25 protein-coding genes are annotated in these 23,498 nt (G+C 68.9%); 10 read left to right on the top strand and 15 right to left on the bottom strand.

Annotation, left to right across the window (positions count from 1 at the left end; translation table 11 throughout):
• Positions 1 to 108: 108 nt before the first annotated feature.
• The 5 genes from QSK25_RS32435 to QSK25_RS32455 form a co-directional block, all read right to left on the bottom strand.
• Positions 109 to 1,845 (bottom strand): LpqB family beta-propeller domain-containing protein, encoded by a 1,737-nt coding sequence (locus QSK25_RS32435; RefSeq protein ID WP_285643949.1) that lies wholly within the window; start codon positions 1,843 to 1,845, stop codon positions 109 to 111.
• Entirely contained in the window at positions 1,842 to 3,599 is a 1,758-nt protein-coding gene (gene mtrB / locus QSK25_RS32440) for an MtrAB system histidine kinase MtrB (RefSeq protein ID WP_285643951.1), read from the bottom strand. The genes QSK25_RS32435 and mtrB overlap by 4 nt, the downstream gene beginning before the upstream one ends.
• A 10-nt stretch (positions 3,600 to 3,609) precedes the next feature.
• Complete coding sequence (gene mtrA, locus QSK25_RS32445) at positions 3,610 to 4,287, bottom strand: MtrAB system response regulator MtrA (RefSeq protein ID WP_030471262.1); 678 nt, start codon at positions 4,285 to 4,287, stop codon at positions 3,610 to 3,612.
• A 185-nt stretch (positions 4,288 to 4,472) separates the two neighbouring features.
• The gene (locus tag QSK25_RS32450; protein WP_285643952.1) at positions 4,473 to 5,303 is read right to left on the bottom strand and encodes an SAM-dependent methyltransferase; all 831 of its coding nucleotides are present in this window, start codon (positions 5,301 to 5,303) and stop codon (positions 4,473 to 4,475) included.
• 76 nt (positions 5,304 to 5,379) lie between these two features.
• Positions 5,380 to 6,024 carry a dTMP kinase gene (locus QSK25_RS32455; protein WP_285643953.1) on the bottom strand — a complete coding sequence of 215 codons (645 nt, stop codon included), beginning with the start codon at positions 6,022 to 6,024 and terminating at the stop codon, positions 5,380 to 5,382.
• A gap of 156 nt (positions 6,025 to 6,180) precedes the next feature.
• On the opposite strand from QSK25_RS32455, the gene QSK25_RS32460 reads away from it, so the two are divergent.
• The gene (locus QSK25_RS32460) at positions 6,181 to 7,149 is read left to right on the top strand and encodes a hypothetical protein (protein WP_285643955.1); all 969 of its coding nucleotides are present in this window, start codon (positions 6,181 to 6,183) and stop codon (positions 7,147 to 7,149) included.
• 127 nt (positions 7,150 to 7,276) lie between these two features.
• On the opposite strand, the gene QSK25_RS32465 is transcribed toward QSK25_RS32460, so the two are convergent.
• A complete protein-coding gene (locus QSK25_RS32465) occupies positions 7,277 to 9,319 on the bottom strand; it encodes a TerD family protein (protein WP_285643956.1) in 2,043 nt (680 codons plus the stop codon).
• On the opposite strand from QSK25_RS32465, the gene QSK25_RS32470 reads away from it, so the two are divergent.
• Genes QSK25_RS32470 through QSK25_RS32485 form a run of 4 tightly spaced genes read left to right on the top strand, consistent with a single transcriptional unit; the run spans position 9,303 to position 11,568 of the window.
• Complete coding sequence (locus QSK25_RS32470) at positions 9,303 to 10,259, top strand: DUF5753 domain-containing protein (RefSeq protein ID WP_285643958.1); 957 nt, start codon at positions 9,303 to 9,305, stop codon at positions 10,257 to 10,259. The two genes, QSK25_RS32465 and QSK25_RS32470, sit on opposite strands and share 17 nt — an antisense overlap.
• Complete coding sequence (locus QSK25_RS32475; protein WP_285643959.1) at positions 10,234 to 10,404, top strand: DUF397 domain-containing protein; 171 nt, start codon at positions 10,234 to 10,236, stop codon at positions 10,402 to 10,404. The genes QSK25_RS32470 and QSK25_RS32475 overlap by 26 nt, the downstream gene beginning before the upstream one ends.
• Before the next feature lie 10 nt (positions 10,405 to 10,414).
• Positions 10,415 to 11,137: a DddA-like double-stranded DNA deaminase toxin gene (locus QSK25_RS32480; protein ID WP_285643960.1), complete on the top strand. Its 723-nt coding sequence runs from the start codon at positions 10,415 to 10,417 to the stop codon at positions 11,135 to 11,137.
• The gene (locus QSK25_RS32485) at positions 11,125 to 11,568 is read left to right on the top strand and encodes an Imm1 family immunity protein (RefSeq protein ID WP_285643961.1); all 444 of its coding nucleotides are present in this window, start codon (positions 11,125 to 11,127) and stop codon (positions 11,566 to 11,568) included. The genes QSK25_RS32480 and QSK25_RS32485 overlap by 13 nt, the downstream gene beginning before the upstream one ends.
• Here the strand turns inward: QSK25_RS32485 and QSK25_RS32490 are convergent.
• The 4 genes from QSK25_RS32490 to ahcY all read right to left on the bottom strand — a co-directional run bounded on the left by QSK25_RS32490 (position 11,561) and on the right by ahcY (position 14,173).
• A complete protein-coding gene (locus tag QSK25_RS32490) occupies positions 11,561 to 12,022 on the bottom strand; it encodes a hypothetical protein (protein ID WP_285643962.1) in 462 nt (153 codons plus the stop codon). The genes QSK25_RS32485 and QSK25_RS32490 overlap by 8 nt on opposite strands.
• A 14-nt stretch (positions 12,023 to 12,036) precedes the next feature.
• Positions 12,037 to 12,360, bottom strand: a complete 324-nt coding sequence (locus QSK25_RS32495) for a T6SS immunity protein Tdi1 domain-containing protein (RefSeq protein WP_285643963.1) — start codon at positions 12,358 to 12,360, stop codon at positions 12,037 to 12,039.
• An 84-nt stretch (positions 12,361 to 12,444) separates the two neighbouring features.
• A complete protein-coding gene (locus QSK25_RS32500) occupies positions 12,445 to 12,645 on the bottom strand; it encodes a hypothetical protein (protein WP_285643964.1) in 201 nt (66 codons plus the stop codon).
• Positions 12,646 to 12,709: 64 nt separating this feature from the next.
• Positions 12,710 to 14,173 (bottom strand): adenosylhomocysteinase, encoded by a 1,464-nt coding sequence (ahcY, locus tag QSK25_RS32505; protein WP_285643965.1) that lies wholly within the window; start codon positions 14,171 to 14,173, stop codon positions 12,710 to 12,712.
• 98 nt (positions 14,174 to 14,271) lie between these two features.
• Here ahcY and QSK25_RS32510 point away from each other — a divergent pair, with 98 nt between their 5' ends.
• Together QSK25_RS32510 and QSK25_RS32515 are read left to right on the top strand one after the other, a co-directional pair.
• Positions 14,272 to 16,677, top strand: coding sequence for a hypothetical protein (locus tag QSK25_RS32510; RefSeq protein WP_285643966.1), 2,406 nt, complete (start codon positions 14,272 to 14,274; stop codon positions 16,675 to 16,677).
• 10 nt (positions 16,678 to 16,687) lie between these two features.
• On the top strand, positions 16,688 to 17,212 hold the full coding sequence (locus QSK25_RS32515) for a GNAT family N-acetyltransferase (protein WP_285643967.1): 525 nt from the start codon (positions 16,688 to 16,690) through the stop codon (positions 17,210 to 17,212).
• On the opposite strand, the gene QSK25_RS32520 is transcribed toward QSK25_RS32515, so the two are convergent.
• Positions 17,205 to 17,783, bottom strand: coding sequence for a TetR/AcrR family transcriptional regulator (locus QSK25_RS32520; protein ID WP_285643968.1), 579 nt, complete (start codon positions 17,781 to 17,783; stop codon positions 17,205 to 17,207). The two genes, QSK25_RS32515 and QSK25_RS32520, sit on opposite strands and share 8 nt — an antisense overlap.
• A 76-nt stretch (positions 17,784 to 17,859) precedes the next feature.
• On the opposite strand from QSK25_RS32520, the gene QSK25_RS32525 reads away from it, so the two are divergent.
• Together QSK25_RS32525 and QSK25_RS32530 are read left to right on the top strand one after the other, a co-directional pair.
• Complete coding sequence (locus QSK25_RS32525; RefSeq protein WP_285643969.1) at positions 17,860 to 18,339, top strand: DUF2975 domain-containing protein; 480 nt, start codon at positions 17,860 to 17,862, stop codon at positions 18,337 to 18,339.
• Positions 18,339 to 18,557, top strand: coding sequence for a helix-turn-helix domain-containing protein (locus tag QSK25_RS32530; RefSeq protein ID WP_030476549.1), 219 nt, complete (start codon positions 18,339 to 18,341; stop codon positions 18,555 to 18,557). The genes QSK25_RS32525 and QSK25_RS32530 overlap by 1 nt, the downstream gene beginning before the upstream one ends.
• On the opposite strand, the gene QSK25_RS32535 is transcribed toward QSK25_RS32530, so the two are convergent.
• Positions 18,554 to 19,789: a glutamate mutase L gene (locus QSK25_RS32535; RefSeq protein ID WP_285643971.1), complete on the bottom strand. Its 1,236-nt coding sequence runs from the start codon at positions 19,787 to 19,789 to the stop codon at positions 18,554 to 18,556. The two genes, QSK25_RS32530 and QSK25_RS32535, sit on opposite strands and share 4 nt — an antisense overlap.
• A gap of 17 nt (positions 19,790 to 19,806) precedes the next feature.
• Here QSK25_RS32535 and QSK25_RS32540 point away from each other — a divergent pair, with 17 nt between their 5' ends.
• On the top strand, positions 19,807 to 20,412 hold the full coding sequence (locus tag QSK25_RS32540; protein ID WP_285643972.1) for a hypothetical protein: 606 nt from the start codon (positions 19,807 to 19,809) through the stop codon (positions 20,410 to 20,412).
• Between the two features lie 3 nt (positions 20,413 to 20,415).
• Here QSK25_RS32540 and QSK25_RS32545 read toward each other — a convergent pair whose 3' ends face one another.
• The 3 genes from QSK25_RS32545 to QSK25_RS32555 all read right to left on the bottom strand — a co-directional run bounded on the left by QSK25_RS32545 (position 20,416) and on the right by QSK25_RS32555 (position 23,472).
• Complete coding sequence (locus QSK25_RS32545; RefSeq protein WP_285643973.1) at positions 20,416 to 20,871, bottom strand: MarR family winged helix-turn-helix transcriptional regulator; 456 nt, start codon at positions 20,869 to 20,871, stop codon at positions 20,416 to 20,418.
• A 10-nt stretch (positions 20,872 to 20,881) separates the two neighbouring features.
• A complete protein-coding gene (locus QSK25_RS32550; protein ID WP_285643974.1) occupies positions 20,882 to 22,393 on the bottom strand; it encodes an amino acid permease in 1,512 nt (503 codons plus the stop codon).
• A gap of 155 nt (positions 22,394 to 22,548) precedes the next feature.
• Positions 22,549 to 23,472, bottom strand: a complete 924-nt coding sequence (locus QSK25_RS32555; RefSeq protein WP_285643976.1) for a cation diffusion facilitator family transporter — start codon at positions 23,470 to 23,472, stop codon at positions 22,549 to 22,551.
• Between the last annotated feature and the right edge of the window lie 26 nt (positions 23,473 to 23,498).

Below are 23,498 nucleotides of genomic sequence, written 5' to 3' on the forward strand. Positions count from 1 at the left end.
AGCGCAGCCCGGCAGGCGAGGCCCGCGTCAGCCCGACCGCACCGGCCCAACGCCCGTCAGCAGACCCGCGCGCGTCCCGTGGCGTGCCGGCCGCCCGCAGCAGTGCGGTCAGCCCGGGTAGAAGACCAGGGTGCCCGGCGGTACGCGGATGGCGCTCGACTTCCACACGTCCGTGATGTCCGAGGCCGACCACAGGCCCGAAGGGTCGACCACCTGCACCTGGCGCGCCGCCGCGGCCGCCACCGAACCCACCGGGACGGTCAGGTTGGACTGGCTGTAGCGGTCCATCTTGTAGCCGTCCGTGTAGACCTTGCTGACCGGCCACGAAGGGAGGTTGGTGGAGACCGCCAGGACGTCCTGGGAGAGCCAGTCGATGGACTGGACCGCGGAGCCCAGGACGGTCGGCTGGAGTTGGCGTGGCACGCGCAGGGCGACGTCCTGGGCGTTGCGGACCACCGAGGCGATGTAGAGCTTGCCGGCGATCACCAGGGCCGCTCTGGTGCCGTCGCGGGACAGGCGCATCTCGCTGATCGAGCCGAACGGCTGGAGGTCGGTGATGTTGACCGCCTTGGCCGTCCAGCTGCCGTTGTCGGCTCGGGTGACGCGGGCCACCGAGTTGCCGTTGACCGCGGTCCAGACCTCGGTGCCCGGTTCCTTGGGGCCGCTCGACAGCTGCCAGGTCGGGCGGGTCAGGGTGGTGGCGCTCAGGTCCACTTCGGACAGGTCCTGTTCGAGTTCTCCCACGCGCAGGCGCATCGAGCTGCCTGCCCGGGAGACCACGGCCAGGCGGGAGCCGTCGAGGGACTGGGCGGCGGAGACGGCGTTGTAGGCGCCGGAGCCTGCCGGGCCCTTGATCGGGATGTTGTCGGTCAGGGAACGGACGGTGCCGTCCGAGACGAGCATGCCCTGGAGGTTCGAGTTCAACGAGAGCAGTGCGTCGCCCGCCGTGCCCGCGACGTCGGACGGGCGGTAGTCACGCTGGTCCGGAAGGATCTGCTGGCCGTCGACCAGGACTCGCACCCGTGAGGAGGTGACGCCCGAGTACGACTTCACGACCTGCGCCACGATCTGCTTGCGCTTCTCCGGGGTCAGGTCCTTGCCGACGTTGGTGAGGTTGACCTCCAGGGCTCCGTCGTCGGATTCCTTGGTGTCGGAGAACTTGTCGGTGTCCGGTCCCAGGGCGCTGACGAGGGTGTCGCGCGTGGTGTCACCCGGGCCCGCGAGCAGGAGTTCGGTGACGCGCGTCGGGATGCTCGTGGCCGGTGGGATCACGACGTAGCGCGGATCCGGCACCAGGACGGTGAACTCCGGGTTGTAGAAGTAGAGCGTCACGCGGCGGTACGTGCTGTTGAAGACGTTCTGCGGCATGACCACGCCGGCGGGTGGTTCGGAGATGCGCCACTGGTTCTCGCTGTTGCGCTCTACCTTCACGACCTTCTGGTAGTCGCCGAGCAACGAGGTGAAGGCGTTGTCGCTGCCCAGGCGACCGACGTACTTGCCCTGCAGGATGACGTTCTGCGTCTTGTCCAACGCCGCCGCCGAGGTCGGGACGGTGGAGAAGCCGGTCTCGATGATGGTCGGGTTCTTGGTGTCCCAGTTCTTGTTCGCCTCGGGCGTCAGGAACGCGCGGGCCGCCGCGTACTCGCCGTCCGGGTTCGCCGTGGCCTCGAGGAACTGGCGCACGAGCGTCAGTGGGTCGATGTTCGGCAGCGGTTCCGGGGCGGCCGGCATGTTGGACGACTTGTTGTCCTTCGAGCCGATCGGCTTCGGCTGGGTGTTCGTGGGGATCGCGGCGCACCCGGTGAGCGTCACGAGCACGAGCAACAGCAACGAAAGGCGCTTCACCGCACTTCCTCCGAAACCTCGTCCGCCTTCGCCGCCGGGGTGCCGTCGACGGGCTCGGCGGGCTGCCAGGTGATCTCCTCGGGACGCAGCTCGATCTCGCCCGGCTCCTGGTCGGGGAGCGGTTCCTCGACGACGGCGACGGGCGCGAGTTCGAGGGCGGGGGCCAGCGGCAGCGGGCTCTCACGGAGTTCCTCGCCGTGGCGGCGGGGCAGCGTCAGGCGGAACACGGCGCCGTGGCCGGGTTCGCCCCACGCCTCCAGCCAGCCGCCGTGCAGGCGGGCGTCCTCGAGCGAGATCGAGAGGCCGAGGCCGGTGCCGCCGGTGCGGCGGTTGCGCGACGGGTCGGCGCGCCAGAAGCGGCTGAACACCAGTTCCGCCTCGCCCTGGCGCAGGCCGACGCCGTGGTCCCGCACGGTGATGGCGACGGCGTCGTCGTTGCCGCGCATGGTGAGTTCGACGGGCTGGCCCTCGCCGTGGTCGATGGCGTTGGCGAGCAGGTTGCGCAGGATCCGTTCGACGCGGCGGGAATCGAGTTCGGCGACGAGCTCGGAGTCCGGCAGGTCCAGCACCACCGGGGAGTTGGCCGAGGTCGAGATCGCGCGCACCGAGTCGTGCGCGCGGCGCGCGAGCACGCGGATGTCGACCTGGTCGGCGGTGAGTTCCTCGACACCGGCGTCCAGGCGCGAGATCTCCAGCAGGTCGCCGAGCAACGACTCGAACCGGTCGAGCTCGTCGACCAGCAGCTCGGTGGACCGGGCGAGGCCGGCGGGGAACTGTTCGCGCGAGGCGTGCAGGACGTCCGCGGCCATGCGGACCGTCGTCAACGGCGTGCGCAGTTCGTGCGAAACGTCCGAGGTGAACCGGCGTTGCAGCTGGCCGAACTCCTCCAGCTGCTTGAACTGGGCCTGGATCGACTCGGCCATCTCGTTGAACGACTCGGCGAGTCTTGCCACGTCGTCCTCGCCGACGACGTGCATCCGTTCGTGCAGCGTGCCGTCCGCGAACCTCTCCGCGACCTCGGCGGCCTGCCGGACGGGCCGGACGACCTGGCGCGTCACGAGGTTCGCGATCAACGCCAGCAGCACGAGCAGGACGATGCCGCCGACCGCCAGCGTCGACTGCACGACCTCGGCCGTGCGCTGCTCGGCGGTCAGCGGGAAGATCAGGTACAGCTGCATGGAGCGCGCGTACGTGCTGATCGGCAGGCCCACGACGAACAACGTCGTCGGCTGGTTGTCGCGCACCACCGTGTGGATCTGGGTGCCGGAGCCGCCGTCCTCGACCATCTCGCGCAGCCCGCGCGGCACGTCGTCGAGCTTGCCGACGGACGGCACGCGGCCACCACCGGCCGAGCTCTGCCCGTCCGCCAGCACGGGTTCGAACGCACCGGCGCCCGCCGTCGTGGCGTCCGTGCCGGCGCCGCCCACGGCGAGCTTGTTGATCGCGCTGGTGAACCGCGTCTGCACGCTGTCCGGACCGGGGTTCAGGCCGACCAGGTCGGACTGGATCAGCGCGCGCGAGGCCGTGGCCTGGCGCACCGCCGCCTCTTCCTTGGTGCTCAGCAGCTGGTTGGTGATCTGCATCTGCAGCACCATGCCCAGCACGAACACCACGGCCGACGAGAGCGCGAGCGTGGACACGACGACGCGCAGCTGGAGCGAACGACGCCAGAGGTCACCAAACGCGGCCCACCGCTTGCGCGCTTCCTCGACGAGGAACCGCGCTTTCGCGGCGACCGGCCGTACGAACTTCATACGCCACCTGTCACGGAGGGCCGGCCTTGTACCCGACACCGCGAACAGTCAACACCACCTCGGGGTGCTCCGGGTCCCGTTCGACCTTGGAACGCAGCCGCTGCACGTGGACGTTCACCAGGCGCGTGTCGGCGGCGTGGCGGTAACCCCACACCTGCTCGAGCAGCACCTCGCGGGTGAACACCTGGCGCGGCTTGCGGGCCAGCGCGACGAGGAGGTCGAACTCCAGCGGCGTGAGCTGGATCGGCCTGCCCTCGCGCAGCACCTCGTGGCCGGGGACGTCGATCGTCAGGTCGCCGATCTGCAGGACCTCGGACGGCTCGGCCTCGGTGCGGCGCAGGCGCGCCCGGATGCGGGCCACCAGCTCCTTGGGCTTGAACGGCTTGACGACGTAGTCGTCCGCACCGGACTCGAGGCCCAGCACCACGTCGACCGTGTCGCTCTTCGCGGTGAGCATCACGATCGGCACGCCCGACTCGGACCTGATCGCCTTGCAGACGTCGATGCCGTTCATGCCGGGCAGCATCAGGTCGAGCAGCACGAGGTCGGGCTTGAGCTCGCGCAGCGCGGGCAGGGCACGGGCACCGTCGGCGACCACCGCGGTGTCGAAGCCCTCCCCGCGCAACACGATCGTCAGCATCTCCGCCAGGGCGGGGTCGTCATCGACGACGAGCACGCGTGCCTTCATGCCCAACATCGTCGCACTGCCGGTCGGATGTTCGCGCACCGCCCACGTTCCGTTGCCGCTGGTGGCGGTGTGCGCTCGTTCGGTCACCGGCCGGAACTGTCGTTCCACGTCCCCCACCTCACCCCGTTTGACCTGTTCGTCGCCGGAGTAAGCGCGCGAGGATCACCTTTCGTTACCGGGTGTGCTCACCCCGTGCGGACGCCGGCGGCCAGCCAGATGCGCGCGTCACCCACCTTCCGCGGATCGGTGATCGCCGGCACCGCGCGCTCGTGCCGCGCGGCGAGATCGACCTGGTGGGTCACCTCGGCGTCCCAGCCGTGGCCCTCGAGCCACCCGACCGGGTCCTCCACGTCGGACTGCCAGCGGGCGTCGAGCCGGTCGAACCGCCGGTGCACGGCCTTCATCTGCGGCAGCTCGCGGAACGCGCGGTTGACGTGTTCGAGCGCGAGCGTGCTGCCCTTCGCCGACAGCGCGGTCACCCAGTGCAGGACCTGCTCGCCCGCGTCCGGGGGCAGGAACATGAAGAGGCCCTCCAGCAACCACGCCGTGGGCCTCTTCGGGTCGAACCCCGCGCGGATGAGCGCTGTCGGCCAGTCCTCGCGCAGGTCGCACGGGACCACCACGCGGTCGCACGCCGGTTCGGCGCGCAGGTCGTGCAGGGCGTCCTCCTTGAACTCGATCAGTTCGGGCAGATCGAGTTCGAAGAGTGTTGTGCCCGGTGGCCATTGCAGCCGGAACGCTCTTGTGTCGAGCCCCGCCGCCATGATCACCACCTGGGGCTGGGCGCTCCCGAGGAGTTGATCGTCGAAGTAGCGGGTGCGCAGGACGAAGTGATCGCCCGCGAGGTTCTTGACGCCGTTCAGGTCGCTCGCGGAGCCGGCGGCCTCCACGAGTCCTGCGGCCAGGGGGTCGTCGAAGAGGCGGCGGAGACGACTTTGCTCATTGGCGCGGGCGGCAGCGATCAGCACCGCCGTCCGGGCGACACCGACCGGGGGACGCTGCAGAACACGCTTCAAATTGCGATCTCCTATACACTCACAGTGACTAACCGGACACTCGATCGTGTCAATCGGTGCGCACGTGAGCGACCACTCAAGGAGTGAAGAGTGGTCCCAGAAGCGAATGAAAGTTCACGTTTGACCGCCCGTCGACCACTTGCCACGGGGCCAGCCAGCCGATGTTCGCCAATCCGTCGTAAACGACCCCGCACCGCGCCTGGAGCGAGCCATCGGATTCGTAAATGTCACGGGCCCGCGAATCGTCGTCCTGCTCGCGCTTGGCCGCCCGCTCGGCCGCGACCTCCACGGGCACGCGCAGCAGCAGGTGCAGATCGGGCACGGGCAGCCCGAAGCGTTCGATCTCCAGCTCGTGCACCCACCGCACGAACTCGCCGTGCTCGTCCTGGTGCAGCCGCGCGGCGCTGTACGCGGCGCTCGACGCCACGTACCGGTCGAGCAGCACGACGTCGTGCTCCTCGAGGTCCTTGCGGATCTCGTCGGCCGCTCCCCTGCGGTCGAGCGCGTAGAGCACGGCCATCCCGTACACGGAGTCACTGAGGTCGCCGAGGCGGCCGTAGAGACCGTCGCGGACCAGGTCAGCGTGCACGCTGATGCCGTAGCGCGGGAACGCGTGGCTCGCCACGGTCCTGCCCTGTGCGGCCAGCGCCTCGGTCAGTCCGCCGGCGAGAGTGCGCTTCCCGGCACCGTCGAGGCCTTCGATCACTACGAGCTTTCCCACGCCAGAACCCTAACGGGACCGGCTGCGGGACCGGTTCCGCCCACTCACACGGCGGCAGGAGGTCCCCCACACGGGCGAAATCCGATCTTTCGATCACCAGAACGAGTGACTACGGTGAACAGTCACACGGCGCGTGTGTGAAGGGTAGGTGCCGCGGTGGCCGCGGATTCCGGGCACGCCGGATCGGTCGACGAGCCGATCGGTAACCCGACCGGGGGTCTGCCGACCCCTCTCGCCGAGACGCTGCGCTACGGGCCTTTCCACCGCGCACTGCGCGAGGCGATCGCCCACCGGGGCCTCTCGCTGGCCCGGCTGCGCGCACATCTCGAGCAGCTGGGTGTCCAAGTGGGCCAGTCGACGCTCTCGTACTGGCAACGCGGTCTGCGCCATCCCGAGGTCCCGCGGGCCATCACGACGGTGCGCGCGCTGGAGTCCGTGCTGCGCCTACCGCCGTCGTCCTTGTTGGACCTCATCGGCCCGCGCAACGCCAACACGTACGCACCGCGTCCCGTCGCGACCTGGCCGGAGCCCGCGCCGTTGCTCGCGACGTTCGACTCCGTCCCGGAGGCCGCGCGGGGCAACGCCGACCTCGAAGTCCTCTCGGTGCACGACACCGTCCAGATAGGCATGCACCGCGAACAGCGGTCCATCACCACGCGGTTGGTCGTGCGCGCGACCCGACAGGGCCCGGACAGGTACCTGGCGATGCACCACGGCGACGAGGGCTCGTTGATCGAGAACGCGATGGTGAGAGCCGGCGAAGGCTGCCGGCAGGGACGCCTGCGCCGGGAAAGCGCTTCCCGCAACCTCGCCGTGGAGATGCTGTTCGACCGGCGGCTCGCGGCGGGCGAGGAGCACGTCTTCAGCTTCACGATCGTCGACGACACCGGCAACGCGACGCCGGGCCACCACCGGACTTTCCGCGACCGCTGCGGCTCGTACCTCGTGCAGCTGTCGTTCCACCGGCGCGCGATGCCCGCGCGCTGCATGAAGCAGTTCCTGGCCTCGGCTGACGCGACGCCGGTCGACGTCGACGAGCTGGTGTGCGGGCTCGGCGGCGTCGTGAGCGCCTACTTCGGCGACGTCGGGCCGGGGATCGCGGGCATCGCCGTCGAGTGGACCTGAGGCCTGCGAAGCTGGGGCGAGGAGAGCGAGAGGGCTAGAGACCGGCGCTCCGAAGAGCATTCCGGTTCCGGATTTAGGAGGAAGCCCTCTCATGGCCTCGCGTTCGCCACGGTAGCAGTGATCCGGGTCAGTCCGACAGCAGTTTCCCGAGTTCCGCCACCGTCGTGACGGCGCCGGTCTCGTCCTGCGCCAGCCCGATCCTGATCGCCGGAGCGTCCACTGTGGATCCCATGCGCGCGAACAGGTCACGCACCCTCGTCACGGTGAAGTACCTGCGCCGCAACGCCGCCGCGGCGATCAGCTTGACGACGTCGCGGTTCTCCTCGACCCGGTTGCCCCACGCCGAGCCGCGCAGGTAGAGGTGCAGCCAGGTGCCGAACCAGGTGTCGCCCTCCCGTTCGAACATCACCGGCAGCGCGACCTTCCCCTTGCCGCGCAGGGAAGAACGCGCGCGCACCGTGCTCGGCTCGAACGGCTTGCCCATCTGGTCGAGGTCGCGGGTCATGAACCCGAACATCGACTCGGCGACGTCGTCGAACCCCTCGCCCGAGTAGATGTTCACCTGCGGCACCACGTACCTGGCGTTCGTCCTCAACCGGTGCACGTCGACGAACTCGGTGGCACCGGCCGAGGCGTCCGTGACGTCGCCCGAGTGGACCGCGCCGCCGTCCTTGAGCTGCGTCCACGACACCTGGCCCTGGTACTCGAACTTCTCGTTGAGCAGCACGGCGGACAGGTCGTAGTCGGTGCGCTTGGCCTGCTGGCGCCAGTGCACGAAGAACCGCAGCACGTCGCCCTCGAACGTGAGCTTCGAACCGCGCGGGAGCACGCCGAAGCCCTCCTCCGTCCCGGACACGGGCACGACGACGTCGAGCACCTCGTCGTCCACGTGCAGTGCGGAGTGCTCGGGCAGCCTGCGGACCAGCTCGTCCTCGACCACCTCGACGATCGGCGCGACCTGGGCGGGGTCGAGCGGCGCGCGGTCGTCGTCGGCGATCCACACGCGGCGGGCACGGGTCGCGAAGACGCGGGCGGTGTCGGGCGCCGATCGGTTCGACAGGTGCTCCAGCACCGAGATCAGCACGCGGCTCGACACCTGCGGCACCGCCTCCCCGACCCGCGCCGGGAGGTCCGCGGCACCGTTGCGGAGCAACCGGTCGAGCTGGCGCAGCAGCAGTCCGGGCGCGTTGGCGAGGATGCGCGCGGCACGGTCGGTGTCACCGTCGGCGAAGGCCAGCTCGACCTGCCCGGCGAACGACCGCGCGACCTTCTCCTTGCGCGCCACCGCGAACACGTCCTGCGCCCGTTCGAACGGGTACTCGTGCGGGTGCAGCCGCTCGCCGAGGCGCTTCCACGCCTCGCGGTGCTGGTTGACGTCACCGAGCTTGCTCTCCGCGACCTCGTTCAGCGCCCGCAGCAACGCCCTGCGCTCAGGACGGCGGAACGACCGGAACCGCGTCGGCTCCTCGAGCGTCACGTCTCCCCCGGACGCCTCGGCCGCGAGCCGCAGCACGTCGGTGACGGTGTCGACGTCCTGCAACGGCCGCTGCGCGACGAGCCGTGCGGCGTTGAGGATCGCGCGGTTCTCCCGCACGGGCACGTCGAGTTCGACGTCCTCGGCCAGCACGGCGAGCTCGCCCAGCAACGCCCTGTCGTTCTCCGCCAACGGGATCGGGCTCGTGGCGAGTTCTTCGAACAACCGCTGCACTTCTTCTTCGAGCGTGCCACCGAGGCGCACGACCGTGACGCGGTCCTTCAGCGACGGGACCAGGTCATCGTGCGCCGCGAGCATCTCCTCGTAGGTGTGCTGGACGCGCCCGTACCCGGGCAGGTCGAGCAGGTTGCCCGTGGGCTCGACGCCCTGCTCCACCGCGTCGCGCACGCACTCCCACCAGAAGGCGAGCGTGTCCGGCACGTTGTGCGGGAACTCCTTGAAGTACGGGTTGTGCTGCCCGCGCGCCCCGATCAGCTCCTTGACCGCGCGCACGGTGTCGCCGGCGAACTCCTCGGCGTCGTGGAGGCCAGAGACGTGTTCGAGCAGGTCACGAGAGGCCTTGAAGCCCGACCGGAGCAGCGCGGCGTCCAACTGGCGCGCGACGGCGGCACCGTCTCCCGGCGCACCGTCCGAAGTGGGCACGCGCAGGGTTCTCTTGATGATGGTCGTCCGCACCCCGCCAGTAAAACCCGCACGTCAACGCAATTCCACCCGTTTGGGCACGATGTTGTTCGGTCTCCAACGCCTAACGTCAGACCGCATGAACGGTGATCCGTCCACCCCGTACAGCCGTGACCTCGGGGACGAGCTGCGCCAGATCCGCGAGCAGTGGACGACCTTCCGTGGGCGGAAGATAGCCCGGATGCTCGGGTGGGATCCGGGGAAGGTCTCGAACATCGAGCACGGCAAGGTGCGGGCGAGCGAGATCGACATCATCCAGTACCTGGGGCGGTGCGGCCGCCCGCAGTCCTTCATCGAGAACTTCCTGGAGCGGTACCGCTCCGCCTTCGACACCTATGTCGTCCAGGTCCCCGACAGCCTGCGCACGATGGCCATGGCCGAATCGACGGCGGAGAAGATCACCAGCTACGACCTGACCTACATACCCGGCTTGCTGCAGACCGAGGAGTACGCGACCGCGCTGTACGTCGCTCGCGGCGTGCTGAGTCAGGACATGATCGAAGCCGCTGTCCGTTTCCGTATCGAGCGGCAGGCGATCCTGCGGCGGCACGACCGGCCGCAGTGCGTCTTCTACGTCCATGAGAACGCTCTTCGACTCAAGGTCGGCAATGACGAGGTGATGGAGGAGCAGCTCATGCGCCTTCTCTTCCACACGCACGTCATTCGGATCGTGCCTGCGGCGAGTGGACCGGCGGGCGTCCTGCTCGCCAACTACGTTCTCTGGGAGTACGAGAAACGCGGCAGCGTCGCCTACACGCACTCGGACCTGGCGAAGGTGTTCGTGCAGGACGACATCGGGGTCAAGCGCTGCAAGTCGATCTTCGCGCGCCTGGACGCGCTCGCACTGAGTGAGGAACAATCGCGATCGGTGGTGGCGGACCTCGCCAGTCGATCGCGGGAGGGCCTCGGTGACCGGAGACTGCACTTGGCGTAAGAGCAGTTACAGCGGTGGCGACGCGATCGACGACAACTGCGTCGAGGTGACGTTCGGCCAAGCTGTGCGCGTTCGCGACTCGAAGAACACCGCAGGCCCCGAGCTGGCGTTCAGCGTCGAGGCCTGGAAGGCATTCGTCAACTGAGGGGATCGGTGTGGCGTCACTCGGCGAAGTGGGTGACGTCCTGCGCCAGGTGCTGGACAAGATCGACCAGTCGATCGCCGCGCACCACGAGGCGTCCGAGCTCGCCAGCCAAGCTCGGCAGATTCTGAACGTTACCGGCACGGGCAGCAACCACTCAGACGTCGAACAGGTTTGCGCGTGGCTCACCCGCGTGGTCGAGGGGATCTCCGAGCCGGAAGGTCAGATATCCACGCTCGCGACCATCGCCGACGAGATCCGCTCCTACCTGCGCCGCAACGGCATCACCGGGGAGGAACCACCACACCCGCCCTCGCCGAGTGTTTCTGAGCGAGTCGACACCCTGCGCAGCCAGTTGCCTGCTCCTGTCCAGTCAGGTAGCGGGCAGAAGACTCACGGGCGATGGTTCACCTCCGTCGGCGAAGAGGCACGTTCTGTCGTGAGCGGCGAGGACGCCGACTCCGCGGTGGTCTGGCGTGTCCTGCAGGAAACGCAGTTCCCGGAAAAGGGCCCGCCCATCACCATCACCCACGTGGAGACCAAACTCGCCGTGCGAATGCGGCGGGAGAACGTCAGGCACGCGACCGTGGTGATCAACTACACGCCGTGCCGCATGAAGTGGGGCTGTGACAACCTGTTGCCGGTGCTTCTGCCCACGGGATGCACCCTGACCGTGTACGGGCCGAACTACCGGAAGACGTTCACAGGAGGGAAGCGGCCGCCTTGGCAACGCTAGAGATCTGGTACGACCAGAAACCGGACAACGACCTCGGCGCCGGTGATCCCGCAGTCATCGTGTCCACGCAGGCAGAGCTGACCGCATTCATCGACCGCGTGAGCAAGCGTTCCCATTCCCAGCCTCGTCCTTCGCTGGTCGAGGTGTCCATCGCCGAGGACCCTTACGGTTTTCCCACCGTCAACGCGGGCATCGGTGGCGAGCGGGGGTACGTCCGCATCAGTGGGGAGGATGACGTGCGGGCGACCCAAGGCGATCCGGGTGCCGCAGGCGAGGTGATCTATGACTTCCAAGGTCAAGAAACGTTGATTCCCGCGAGCTACGAGGTCGCTGTCGACGTCGTTCGTTCAGTCCTGGCCGCTTATCTCGACCACGGTGGGCTGATCCCGTCGGACTTCCCGCACCTGCGCGAGGTGGAAGTCATCAGCTGAGCTCGGCGGGCAGCGGCAGCCCCAGCGCGGTCAGGAAGCGGCGGGTCTTCACCTCGACGAACACCTCGCCGTCGTCGATCTCGTCGACGTCCTCGGACTCGTCCCACTCGAAGCCGTGGGGGTCCTCGTCCTCCGCCAGGTACTGCAGCAGCTCGGCCTGCATGGACGGCACGTCGCCGCCGGGGTTGAGCTCACCCCACCAGGCGGCGAGGCCCGCGGCCTCGCGCAGCACGTCGGTCGGATCGGAGGCGTTCGGGTTCTCGAAGTACGTGCGCGGCGTCAGGCCCAGGTAGGCGACGCCGGAACCGGGGCCCGCCGGGGCGTAGACGACCGAGGTGATGTCGCTGTCGTGGACGTCGATCCAGAGCGACGGCTCCGCGAGCGGCGGCAGTTCGCCCTCGGACAGCGTCTTCCAGGAACCGTTCTCGTAGGCGAAGGTGCCGAAGAAACCCACTGTCGCCAGTCCTCTCAGCTGATGTCGACGCCGCTGACCGGCGTGCCGTCCGGGAGATCCTTGACCTTGGCCCACAGCTGTCCGTGGACCGACCAGTAGACCTCTTCGTCCACCACCTCCAGATTCTCCACGGCGTCGGTTCCGCCGAGGAACAGCGGTCGCCGGTAACCCACGCACGACCCCAGCGGCTCCCGCTGCGGGTGCGCCGCTCGCCAGGGCGTGAACAGGTGCTGGGCGAGGAAGGTGGCCGGGTCTTCGAGCGCGTACTCGTCGAGCAGGTCCGGGATGGTGCCGTCGAGGCTGAGGACCTGGGCGGCGCCGGGGTCGAGCAGCAGCACCGACGCGCCGCTGTGCAGGTCGAGGACGTACTGGCGGCCCGTCCAGTCCTGCGCGAACGGGCGGGTGCGCGGCGCGAGCTCCGGTCACATCAGGTTCGCCAGCGCCTGGGCGCGGCGGGCCTGGTCGTCGGTGAACACGCGGAGGACGCCGTCGCCGAACGAGAGACCGGCCGCCAGCGCGACCAGCTCGGCGAGACCCGGCACCTGCCGCAACGGCCCGACGTCCGCCGGTGGTGACGACTCGCCCGCGTCCAGCGGGTAGGCGGCCGAGAAACGGTCGAACACCTTCGGTCTCCCTCAGAACGACGACGAGCCCCCGCAGCGGCGGGGGCTCGTCGGACGAACGAACTCAGTAGCGGTAGTGCTCCGGCTTGAACGGGCCCTCGACGTCGACGTCGATGTACTCGGCCTGCTCCTTGGTGAGCTTGGTCAGCTCGCCGCCCAGCGCCTCCAGGTGGATGCGCGCGACCTTCTCGTCGAGCACCTTGGGCAGGCGGTAGACCTCGTTGTCGTACTCCTTGTGCTTGGTGAACAGCTCGATCTGCGCGATCACCTGGTTGGAGAAGGAGTTCGACATGACGAACGACGGGTGGCCCGTCGCGTTGCCCAGGTTCATCAGGCGGCCCTCGGACAGCACGATGATCGTGCGGCCCGACGGGAAGACCCACTCGTCGACCTGCGGCTTGATGTTGTTCTTGCGGATGCCGGGGTAACGGGCCAGGCCCGCCATGTCGAGCTCGTTGTCGAAGTGGCCGACGTTGCCCAGGATCGCCTGGTGCTTCATCTGGGCCATGTGCTCGACGGTGACGACGTCCTTGTTGCCCGTCGTCGTGATCACGATGTCCGCGATCGGCAGGACCGACTCGAGCTTCGCGACCTGGTAGCCGTCCATGGCGGCCTGCAGGGCGCAGATCGGGTCGATCTCGGTGACGATGACGCGGGCGCCCTGCGAGCGCAGCGACTCGGCCGAGCCCTTGCCGACGTCGCCGTAGCCGCAGACGACCGCGACCTTGCCGCCGATCAGGACGTCGGTGCCGCGGTTGAGGCCGTCGACGAGCGAGTGGCGGATGCCGTAGCGGTTGTCGAACTTCGACTTGGTGACGGCGTCGTTGACGTTGATGGCCGGGAAGAGCAGCTCACCGGCGGCGGCCAGCTGGTACAGGCGCATGACGCCCGTCGTGGTCTCCTCGGTGACGCCGCGGATGCCCTCGGCGATGTTCGTCCACTTCTTGCCGTCCTTCTCGAGCGACGCGCGCAGCGTGTCGAGGACGATGGTCCACTCTTCCGAGTCATCCTCGGACGCCGCGGGGACGACCCCGGCCGCCTCGTACTGGACGCCCTTGTGGACGAGCAGGGTGGCGTCGCCACCGTCGTCCAGGATCATGTTCGGGCCCTTGCCGTCCGGCCAGGTGAGCATCTGCTCGGCCGTCCACCAGTACTCCGGCAGGGTCTCGCCCTTCCACGCGAAGCAGGCGATGCCCTTGGGCTCCTCCTCGGTGCCGTGGGGGCCGACGACGACGGCGGCGGCCGCGTGGTCCTGCGTCGAGAAGATGTTGCAGGAGGCCCAGCGCACCTCGGCGCCCAGGTCGACCAGGGTCTCGATGAGAACGGCCGTCTGGATCGTCATGTGCAGCGAGCCGGAGATCCGAGCACCCTTGAGCGGGTACACCCCGGAGTACTCGCGCCGGAACGCCATCAAGCCGGGCATCTCGTGCTCGGCCAGACGGATCTCCTTGCGACCGAACTCGTGGAGTGACAGGTCGGCCACTGCGAAGTCGATGCCGTTGCGGGTCTGCAAGCGGTCCGCGGTCATTGCGAAGTCCTCCAAGGCACTTCAGAGAGGGTGTCGTCCGACCATACCGCCCTCCGATGCACCACTATGGCCCCCACGTTGGGTGAGGGAGGTCTCGGGTGTTGATTGCCGGCCCGGACACACGTGTCGTCGAACTGCGCGTGCACGGCGTTCAAGGAACGACGCCGCAGACGCTGGTCGACGCCGTTGCGGCCGTGGACGTTGCGGGAGACGGACTCGGGCGCATCGTGCGCCCGGCTGACCGGCTCCGCAGACCAGCGCCCGGACCTGTGCTGCAGACCGACGGACGGCCCATCCCCCGCGTGGTGGAGGGGTACCTGTGGGGTGGAATGACGTCCGGAGGTGTGGCCAAGGCCACTTGGGCGTTGCTCTTCCCCTTCAGCATCGCGAACGTCGCGCACTGGATGCTCCCTCCCGTCCCCGAGCGGAACCTCCCGGCCCACCTGCTGGGCATCGGCCTGCGGTCGTTGTTGCGGGTGTTCGCACTGCTGCTGACGGCGTTGCTGGTCGCACAGATCTCCGTGGTCAGCCTCGACCTGCTCGCGGCCCAGTGCCTGCGTCCCGGCACCGCGTGCCTGACCAGCATCCCGGACGACGTGCGCGCTTTCCCGTGGTTCCGGGCGTTCCTGGGACTTCTGCCGATCCTCGTGGTGGTCGCCGTGATGCGGCGCATCTCGCACGTCGAGTGGCGGATCGAACGGCGGGAGATCGCCGAGGCCGAGGAGCAGGAGAAGCAGCCCTCGTCCGGACTGCCCGGCGCGCACGTCGCGACCGACCCGGACACGCCGGCGTTGCGGTCGTTGCACGTCGTGGCGGCGTTGGCGGTGGCGGCGCTGATCGCGTTGGGCGGACCGCTCAAGCAGCTCACCGCGACCGGCGGGATGGGCGTGGCGATCACGGTGGCCTGGTTCGTGTCGCTCGTGCTGATCGGTGTGTCCGTGCTGGGTGTACTGCTGCTGGACGACCCCACGGGCGGTGCGCCTCATCGTGGCGGGCGGTGGTTGCGAGCAGCGTTGGGACGCAAGCCCCGGCGGGTGTTGCTGGTCCTCTCGGTGCTGCTGGTGCTGACGACGCTGGGCTTGCAGGAGCAGATCCCGTTGCGGGTGCCGGGCGCGGACGTGACCGTGCAGGTCGTGGCGTTGCTGATGGCGTTCGTGCTGGTGCTGTTCGGGCTGCTGCTGGTGCCCGCGGCCCTGCTGGCCCGGCGCACGTGGCTGTCGTTGCCGCGCGAACTCCGGCCGTGGGCGGGTGGCTGGTTCTCGGCTCCCGTGCTGGCGATCGCCGGGCTGCTCGGCGGCGGGTTCGGCGCGGGCGTGGCGTTGCCGGTGCAGAAGGCGCTGGGTGACGGGCTCGCGCTGCCGGAGGGATACCGCTACATCACCCTCCTGTGGGGTGTGGCGGGGGTGCTGGCGCTGCTGAGCACGTTCGCGGTGGTGTCGTTCACCGGTGCCGTGCGGTGGCGGGCGTTCCGCAAGGGCAAGGTGTGGGCGCGTGAGGCGTCGTTGCTGCATTCCGGACGGATGCGCGACCTCCGTGCCGCGACCCGTGCGTGGTGGTGGGCGCGCTGGGAACGCAACCACGGTCACCGCATGATCATGGTCGTGGCGGGCGTGCTGGTGGTGGGCGCCGTGCTGGCCTCGTTGCTGCGACTGCGGAACGTGCCGCTGGCGTCCTGGACCGCGCCCTTCTCGGCTTTCGGCGTGTTCGTGCTCGGTCTGCTCGCCGTGTCGTTGCTGCGCGCCGTCTACCTGGCAGCGCGGCAGCCGGAGTCAGGACGGCGGCTCGGGATCATCGCGGACATCGCGCAGTTCTGGCCGCGCGAAGCCCACCCGATCGTGCCACCCTGCTACGCCCTGAAGGTCGTGCCGGAACTCGTCGCCCGCGTGCAGGACCACCTGCGCGACCCCGGTACCCGCGTCGTGCTCTGCGGGCACTCGCAGGGTTCGCTGCTGGTCGCCGTGGCCGCCGCGCGGTTGCTGGAGGACCTGCCCGCGCACGACCGCGAACGGATCGGGCTGGTGACCGCCGGTTCGCAGCTGCAGTGGGCCTACCCGCGCGCGTTCCCGGCCGTGGTGCCGCACGCGTCGCTGGCCCGGCTGGCCGGCGGGCTGGACGGACGGTGGCGCGCGTTGTGCCGGGGCACGGACCCGTTGGGCGGCGCGGTGACGACGTGGCGGCGTCAGGTGTTCGACGGCATGTTGCTCGGCGTCGGCTACCGGGAGGACGGCTCGGAGGGCGCGCTGGCACCGGCGTTGCGCGGGCCGACCGGGGCTCTCGTGCTGGGCGGTGACCACTGGTTGCCGGACCCCCAGCGGGGGCCGTTCCCCGGCCGGCGGTGGCGGTCGGGGGTGTCGGGGCACGCGGACTACACGTCGGACCCGGAGTGGGACCGGGCGGTGGCGGTCGCGGCGGGGCTGTTGCAGGTGGACGCGCCGGAGTCACCGGCGCTGCCGTTCGCGCGCAAGCCGGAAACCCGGTCGCGGGACGCGTTCGGCAGCTCCTAGTCTCCTGATCATGCTGACTGGTGAGCTCGTCCGACTGCGGCCCGTCGAGCCCGAGGACGCCGATGCGATCAACCGCTGGCACAACGACGACGAAGTGATGCGGTGGCTGCAGAGCTACTACCACTCGTCGCTCGCGTCGACGCGCAAACGCATCGCCGACCGGCAGGAGAACTCGTACGAGAAGGTCACCTTGTGCATCGAGACGTTGCGCGACGGCAAGCTCATCGGGATCGTGGCGCTGCGCGACGCGGATCCGATCAACGCCCGCGCCGAGGTCGACATCTACATCGGCGAGAAGGACCACTGGGGCGGCGGGTTCGGCACCGACGCGTTGCGGACGGTGTGCCGGTACGGGTTCGACACGATGCGGCTGCACTCGATCGAGCTCGGGGTCGTGGAGGCCAACGAGCGGGCGATCAAGTCCTACGAGAAGGTCGGGTTCCAGGTCGACGGGCGGTTCCGGCAGTCGTTCTTCCGCGACGGCGAGTGGCACGACGCGTTGCTGATGTGCGTGCTGAAGGACGAGCTCACCTGAGGACGGGCGCGAGGTGACCGATCGCCTCGCGCAGGTGGTCCTCGACGGACGCGGTGCCGACCACCACGAGGCCGGACGGGCGCAGGTCGACCCAGCGTTGCACGGCCAGGCGCGCCGCCGCGGAGACGGCGGCGGCCAGCACCTCGGCACCCCGTTCCGACGTGCCCAGGCGTGCGGCGATCACCTCGACGATCGGGGGTTCGAGCGACGTCACCGAGTCCAGGTAGGCCTCGCGCAGGGCCGGGGTCGAGGTGATCAGGGCCAGCGCCTCGATCGGGGGTTCGCGGTACTGCTCGGCGAACGCGGCGATGATCGACTCGACCAGCGGCTCGTCGTGCGGGCGTGAGCGCAGGGCTTCGGCGACCTCGAGCGCTCGGGAAGCCGTGATGCCCGCGACGATCGCGTGCTCGCGGCTCGGGAAGTAGTTGTTGTAGGTGCGCGGTGAGACGTTCGCCGCCTCGGCGATCTCGTCCACCCGCACCTCGTCCACGCCCTTCTCCAGGGCGAGTCTCAGCGCCGCGGCCGACAGCGCCGCTCGGGTCTCGGTCTTCTTGCGCTCGCGCAGTCCCACGCGATCACTGTAGAGACCTGTTGCAACACGATCACTACCGATTGACTTTCGATAGATCACTACCGATACTCGATGCATGATTGCTGAACGTTGGGCCGTGACGGCTCTGCGGGTCTTCCTGGTGGTCCTGTTCGGGATCCTGGTCGTCTTCGAGACGATGTCACTGCCGGGCCAGTTCGCCCACATGGCTCAGGAGAACCCGAACGACGCCCACCTGAGGTGGCCCGCGACGATCATCACGGTGTTCTGGGTGGTCTGCGTGCAGGTCGTGGTGGTGGCCACGTGGAAGCTGCTGACTTTGGTGCGCAAGGATCTGATCTTCACCGAAGGTGCGCTGAAGTGGGTCAACGTGATGGTGTGGGCGATCGCGGCCGGGTGGGTCGTGCTCGTCGGCGTGTTCCTGTGGGTCGGCTTCAACGCGGACGACCCCGGACTGCCGATGTTGTTGTTCCTGATGACGACCGGGGTCACCGTGGTGGGGCTGGTGATGATCGTGATGCGGGCGCTGCTGCGGCGCGCCACCGACCTGCGTTCCGACATGGAAGCGGTGATCTGATGGCCATCGTCGTGCGCATCGACGTCGAACTGGCCAAGCGCAAGATGAGCGTCGGCGAGTTCGCGGAGAAGGTCGGGCTGACCCCCGCCAACGTCGCCGTGCTGAAGAACGGACGCGCGAAAGCCGTGCGGTTCAGCACCCTGGAGGCCATGTGCCGGGTGCTGGAGTGCCAGCCCGGAGACCTCCTCGAGTTCGTGGACGACGAGGAAAGCGCCTAACCCAGCCGTTTCGCGAGTCGGTCGGCGGCTTCGAGCCGCCCCGACTCGGCGAGCAGGCCCACCGGTGCCAGCACGTAGTCGCGGTCGACGGTGATCTCGGCGGTCCGCAGCACCGGTCGCAACACCGGGTCGTCACGCAGAGCCTCGACGACCGGCGAGATGTCCTGCGCGTGCCGGAAGACCCCGCCCGACAACACCAGCAGCCCCGCGCCGTGCGGTCCGAGCTGACCGTCGACCTGCCGGAGGTGCCTGCGCACGGCCAGGATCGCCGCGAACGACGCGAGCTTCAGGTCCACGGTCGGGTCTTCCGCGATCCAGCCCACGTTCTCGGCCCGGTACCAGGCCTCCGCGGTCAGGTCCTCGGTGGTGAGCCGTTCCACGAGCGCCTCCTTGACGACGCCCGGTGCCGACCAGCGCATGCCGAGGTCGCCCTCGACGGTGCGGCGGTCCGGCGGCAGCGCGACCGTCCTCTCCAGCCCCTCACTGTCCACCGTGGACACCGCCGAGTACACGTCCGTGGTCGCGCCGCCGACGTCGACGACGAGCACCGCGCCTTCCCGGTCCTGGTGTGCCAGCCGGGAAACACCGGCCAGCACGGCATCGGGCGTCACGGCGCGGACGAGCCGGCGGAACCGCTGGCCGCGCGACAGTCCCTTGCCACCGATCACGTGCTGGAGGAACGCCGAGCGGATCGCCCTGCGGGCCGGTTCCGGGGCGAGCCGGCCGACGTCGGGCAGCACGTTCGGGCACGCGACCACCGTGCGCCTCCCCAGCAACGCCAACGCTTCCGGCTGCGCCTCGACGTTGCCCGCCAGCACGATCGGCACGGCGACGCGGGCGAGTTTCGCGGCGTTGTGCAGCAGGACCTTCTGGTCACCGCCGTCCGTCCCACCGACCAGCAGGACCAGGTCGGGTTCGGCGGCGCGCAACGCCCGCACGTCCACGGGGCCCGCGCTGACGTGCACGACCTTGGCGCCTGCGCTCAAAGCGACCCGGTACCCGGCCTCGGCGCTGACGACGCGTTCCTGGCCGACGACCGCAAGCCGCAGCCCACCGCCCGCCGACGAGCACGCGAGGACCTCGCCGTCGCCGACCTCGGTGCGCAACGCGTCGATGCCGTGCAACACCTCGGGCGGCGTGGTGGGGTGCTGGCCGGTCCTGACCAGTTCGCCCTCGTCGCTGACGAGCGCGGCCTTGGTCCAGGTGGAACCGACGTCGAGACACAGGATCACGGGGTTAGCTTGCCATCATGAAGCTCACGCCCAAGGTGATCCTCGAAGGCACCAGGCTGACCGGCAAGACGGACCTGGCGTTCGCGCTGAACGAGCACCCGCGTCTGGTCGGCCACCGCCGGTACCGCTACCACTCACCGTTGATCTCGGCCGAGTGGAGCGGGTTCAGCAACGAACCGTGGGGCCGCGGGCTCATCGACTTCGCGCCGGAGGAGACCGCGCACGCGATGGAGACCTACGAGACGTGGGTGCGGATGTTCGAGCTCCAGCGGTACTACTCGTGGATCGTCGACCGGTTCCACCTGTCCACACTCGCCCACCAGGCCCGGCAGGGGCGGGAGTTCGACTTCGGCTGGCTGGAGGAACGGCTGAAGCCGCTGAACTTCGCGATCGTGCTGTGCACGCGGCCGGAGGAGACGTTCGAGGAGGCCCGCGAAGAACGGCTGAAGATCAGCGCGAACCCGAAGCAGTACGTGTCGCTGGAGCCGTTCGTCGAGGAGCAGCACCAGCTCCGCGCGCTCGCGGCGAAGTCGGTTCTGCCCGTCTTCGAGTTCGACGTGACCCGGCACGGACCTGACGACGTGGCCGCGTGGCTGGACGAGAACGACCTGCTGACGCTCTAGGACCTAGTCGTCCGCCTTCTCGTGCACGGTCTGCATGAACGCCCCCAGCTGCGCGAGCTGCTCCGGCGTGAAGAGGTCGATCAGGTACTCGCGCACCGTGGTGACGTGGCCGGGAGCGGCCGCGGCCAGCAGCTCCCTGCCCGCATCGGTGAGCACGGCGAGGATGCCGCGCTCGTCGGACTCGTGCGGTTCGCGCCGCACGAGTCCCGCCTTCTCGAGCTTCCCGATCTGGTAGGTCAGCGAGCTCTTGGACACGACGACCCTGCGCGCCAGTTCGGTCATGCGCATGCGGTTGCCCGGTCGCTCGGCGAGCACGACCAGCACGTTGTACTGCGCGTGCGAGAGACCCGCGTCGCGCTGCAACTGCTGTTCGATCTGCCTCTCGAGGAGGTGGTACGCCTGGACGAAGTGGTGCCAGGCGCTGCCCTCCTCCTCGGAGAGCCACCGTGCGTTTTCCATGGTGCGCAGATTAGTTGGTGCTCTCGGACTTTCCTGCTCGTTCACCCTGCTTGCCGAGCACGGAGTTGCGCCGGCTGTAGACGAAGTAGACGACCACGCCGAGTGCCATCCAGATGAGGAACCGGACCCAGGTGAGCGCGGTCAGGTTCAGCATCAGCCAGGTGCAGGCGATGATCGCGAGGATCGGCACCAACGGCACGAGCGGCACGCGGAACCCGCGCTCGAGGTCCGGCCGCGTCTTGCGCAGCACCATCACGCCGGCCGAGACCAGGATGAACGCGAACAGCGTGCCGACGTTCACCATCTCTTCGAGCTTGCCGGCCGGGAAGAACCCGGCGGCGACCGCGACCAGCCCACCGATGATGATCGTGATGCGCGTGGGCGTCCCGTGGCTGCCGGTCTTGGCCAGCCCGCGCGGCAGCAGCCCGTCGCGCGACATCGCGAACAGCACGCGGCTCTGGCCGAGCATCAGGACCATGACCACGGTCGTCAGACCGGCGAGCGCACCGACCGAGATCACCGTCGCGGCCCAGTCGACCCCGTTCTGCGCGAACGCACTGGCCAACGTCGCCCGCGTGCCGTCCGGCTGGGTCGCGAGCTCCTTGTAGGGCACCATGCCGGTGATCACCAGCGTGACCGCGACGTACAGCACCGTGACGATCGCGAGCGAGCCGAGGATGCCGCGCGGCACGGCCTTCTGCGGGTTCTTCGTCTCCTCCGCCGTGGTGGCCACGACGTCGAACCCGATGAACGCGAAGAACACGATGCTCGCCGCGGCCAGCATGCCGAGCACGCCGTAGGTGCTGCCCGAGTACCCGGTGATCAGCGAGAACAGCGACTGCTCGATGCCGGTGTGCGCGGCGGGACCGCTCTCGGCGGCGGGCGGGATGAACGGCGAGTAGTTCTCGGCCTTGATGTAGCTGATGCCGAGCACGATCACCAGCAGCACCACCGCGACCTTGATGGCCGTGATGACCGCGCTGACCCGCGAGCTCAGCTTCGTGCCGACGACCAGGAGGACGGTGAGCACGCCGACCAGGAGCACAGCGCCCCAGTCGAACTTGATGCCGTCGCCGACCTCGGTCTTCACGTCGAGGCCGAACAACCCCAGCGTCGTCTGGAGGTAGGCCGACCACCCCTTGGCGACCGCGGCCGACCCGACCGCGAACTCCAGGACCAGGTCCCAGCCGATGATCCACGCCGCGAACTCGCCGAACGTCGCGTACGAGAACGTGTAGGCGCTACCCGCGACCGGCACCGTCGAGGCGAACTCGGCGTAGCACAACGCGGCCAGCGCACAGGCGATCGCCGCCAGCACGAACGACAGCGAGACCGAGGGCCCCGCGATGTTCCCGGCGGTGCTCGCCGTGAGCGTGAAGATGCCGGCACCGATGACGACCGCGACACCGAAGACCGTGAGGTCCCAGGCCGTCAGGTCCTTGCGGAGCTTGGTACCCGGCTCGTCCGTATCGGCAATGGACTGCTCGATCGACTTGGTGCGCCACAACCCGTTCCCCGGCACGGTGCATACCTCCTTGATGGAACTCGTTCGGCCCACCCTAGAGGTAACCACCTGCTGAGATGCCCATAGCTCTCGTCCGGCGTTTGTCCGCTGTTCTGTCTCGACACGACAGAACCGCCCCGGGAGTTCACCCGAGGCGGTTCTGCGAAACGAGATCAGGAGCTGGAGACCGTGGACCGGTCCAGATCCGGCTCCAGGTAGATCAGGCGGGCGTGCGGCACCTTGTTCCGCACCCGCTGCTCGGCGTCGTTGATCGCCTGGGCCACCTCGTCCAGCGGCAGCCGGGGCTCCAGCGCGATCTTCGCCGCGACCAGCAGCTCCTCCGGCCCGATGTACTGGGTCTTGATGTGGATGACCCGCTGCACCTTGCCGGCGGCCAGCTCGTCCACGATCACGTCGAGGTCCTTGTCGGAGGCACCCTCACCGATCAGCAGCGACTTCATCTCGATGATCAGGATGATCGCGATGACGCCGAGCAGCACACCGATGGAGATGGTGCCGAGGGCGTCGAAGACCGGGTCGCCGGTGATCGTCGTGAGGCCGACGCCGAGCAGGGCCAGCACCAGGCCGACGAGCGCGCCGAGGTCCTCCAGCAGCACGACGGGCAGCTCCGGCGTGCGGGAGTTGCGGATGAAGCCCCACCAGGTGGCGTCACCCTTGATCTTCTTCGACTCGTTGATCGCGGTGATGAAGCTGTAGCTCTCCAGGCCGATCGCGACGACGAGGATGCCGACCGCGACGAGCGGGCTGGTGAGGCCCTCGGGGTGCTGGAGCTTGTGGATGCCCTCGTACAGCGCGAAGACCGAGCCGAGGGTGAAGAGCATCAGCGCCACGACGAACGACCAGAAGTACCGGTCGCGGCCGTAGCCGAACGGGTGCAGCTTGGTCGCCCGGCGCTGCGCCGTCTTCTGGCCCAGCAGCAGCAGGCCCTGGTTCGACGTGTCCGCGACCGAGTGCACCGACTCGGCCAGCATCGACGACGAGCCGGTGATCAAGAATCCGACGAACTTGGCCACCGCGATACCGGCATTCGCCACCAACGCCGCGACGATCGCTTTGGTCCCGCCCCCTGCTGACACGCCTTGTCTCCTTGCAACCAGTCCGC

This window comes from Lentzea sp. NBRC 102530 (assembly GCF_030269365.1).
Classification (GTDB): domain Bacteria; phylum Actinomycetota; class Actinomycetes; order Mycobacteriales; family Pseudonocardiaceae; genus Lentzea.

Bases quoted from the DNA above. Each gene is read 5' to 3' on its own strand.
- QSK25_RS32470 (WP_285643958.1), top strand. From the start codon at position 9,303: ATGATGGTCGTCCGCACCCCGCCAGTAAAACCCGCACGTCAACGCAAT.
- mtrB (WP_285643951.1), bottom strand. From the start codon at position 3,599: ATGAAGTTCGTACGGCCGGTCGCCGCGAAAGCGCGGTTCCTCGTCGAG.
- QSK25_RS32545 (WP_285643973.1), bottom strand. From the start codon at position 20,871: ATGGAAAACGCACGGTGGCTCTCCGAGGAGGAGGGCAGCGCCTGGCAC.
- mtrA (WP_030471262.1), bottom strand. From the start codon at position 4,287: ATGAAGGCACGCGTGCTCGTCGTCGATGACGACCCCGCCCTGGCGGAG.
- ahcY (WP_285643965.1), bottom strand. From the start codon at position 14,173: ATGACCGCGGACCGCTTGCAGACCCGCAACGGCATCGACTTCGCAGTG.
- QSK25_RS32530 (WP_030476549.1), top strand. From the start codon at position 18,339: ATGGCCATCGTCGTGCGCATCGACGTCGAACTGGCCAAGCGCAAGATG.
- QSK25_RS32525 (WP_285643969.1), top strand. From the start codon at position 17,860: ATGATTGCTGAACGTTGGGCCGTGACGGCTCTGCGGGTCTTCCTGGTG.
- QSK25_RS32515 (WP_285643967.1), top strand. From the start codon at position 16,688: ATGCTGACTGGTGAGCTCGTCCGACTGCGGCCCGTCGAGCCCGAGGAC.
- QSK25_RS32540 (WP_285643972.1), top strand. From the start codon at position 19,807: ATGAAGCTCACGCCCAAGGTGATCCTCGAAGGCACCAGGCTGACCGGC.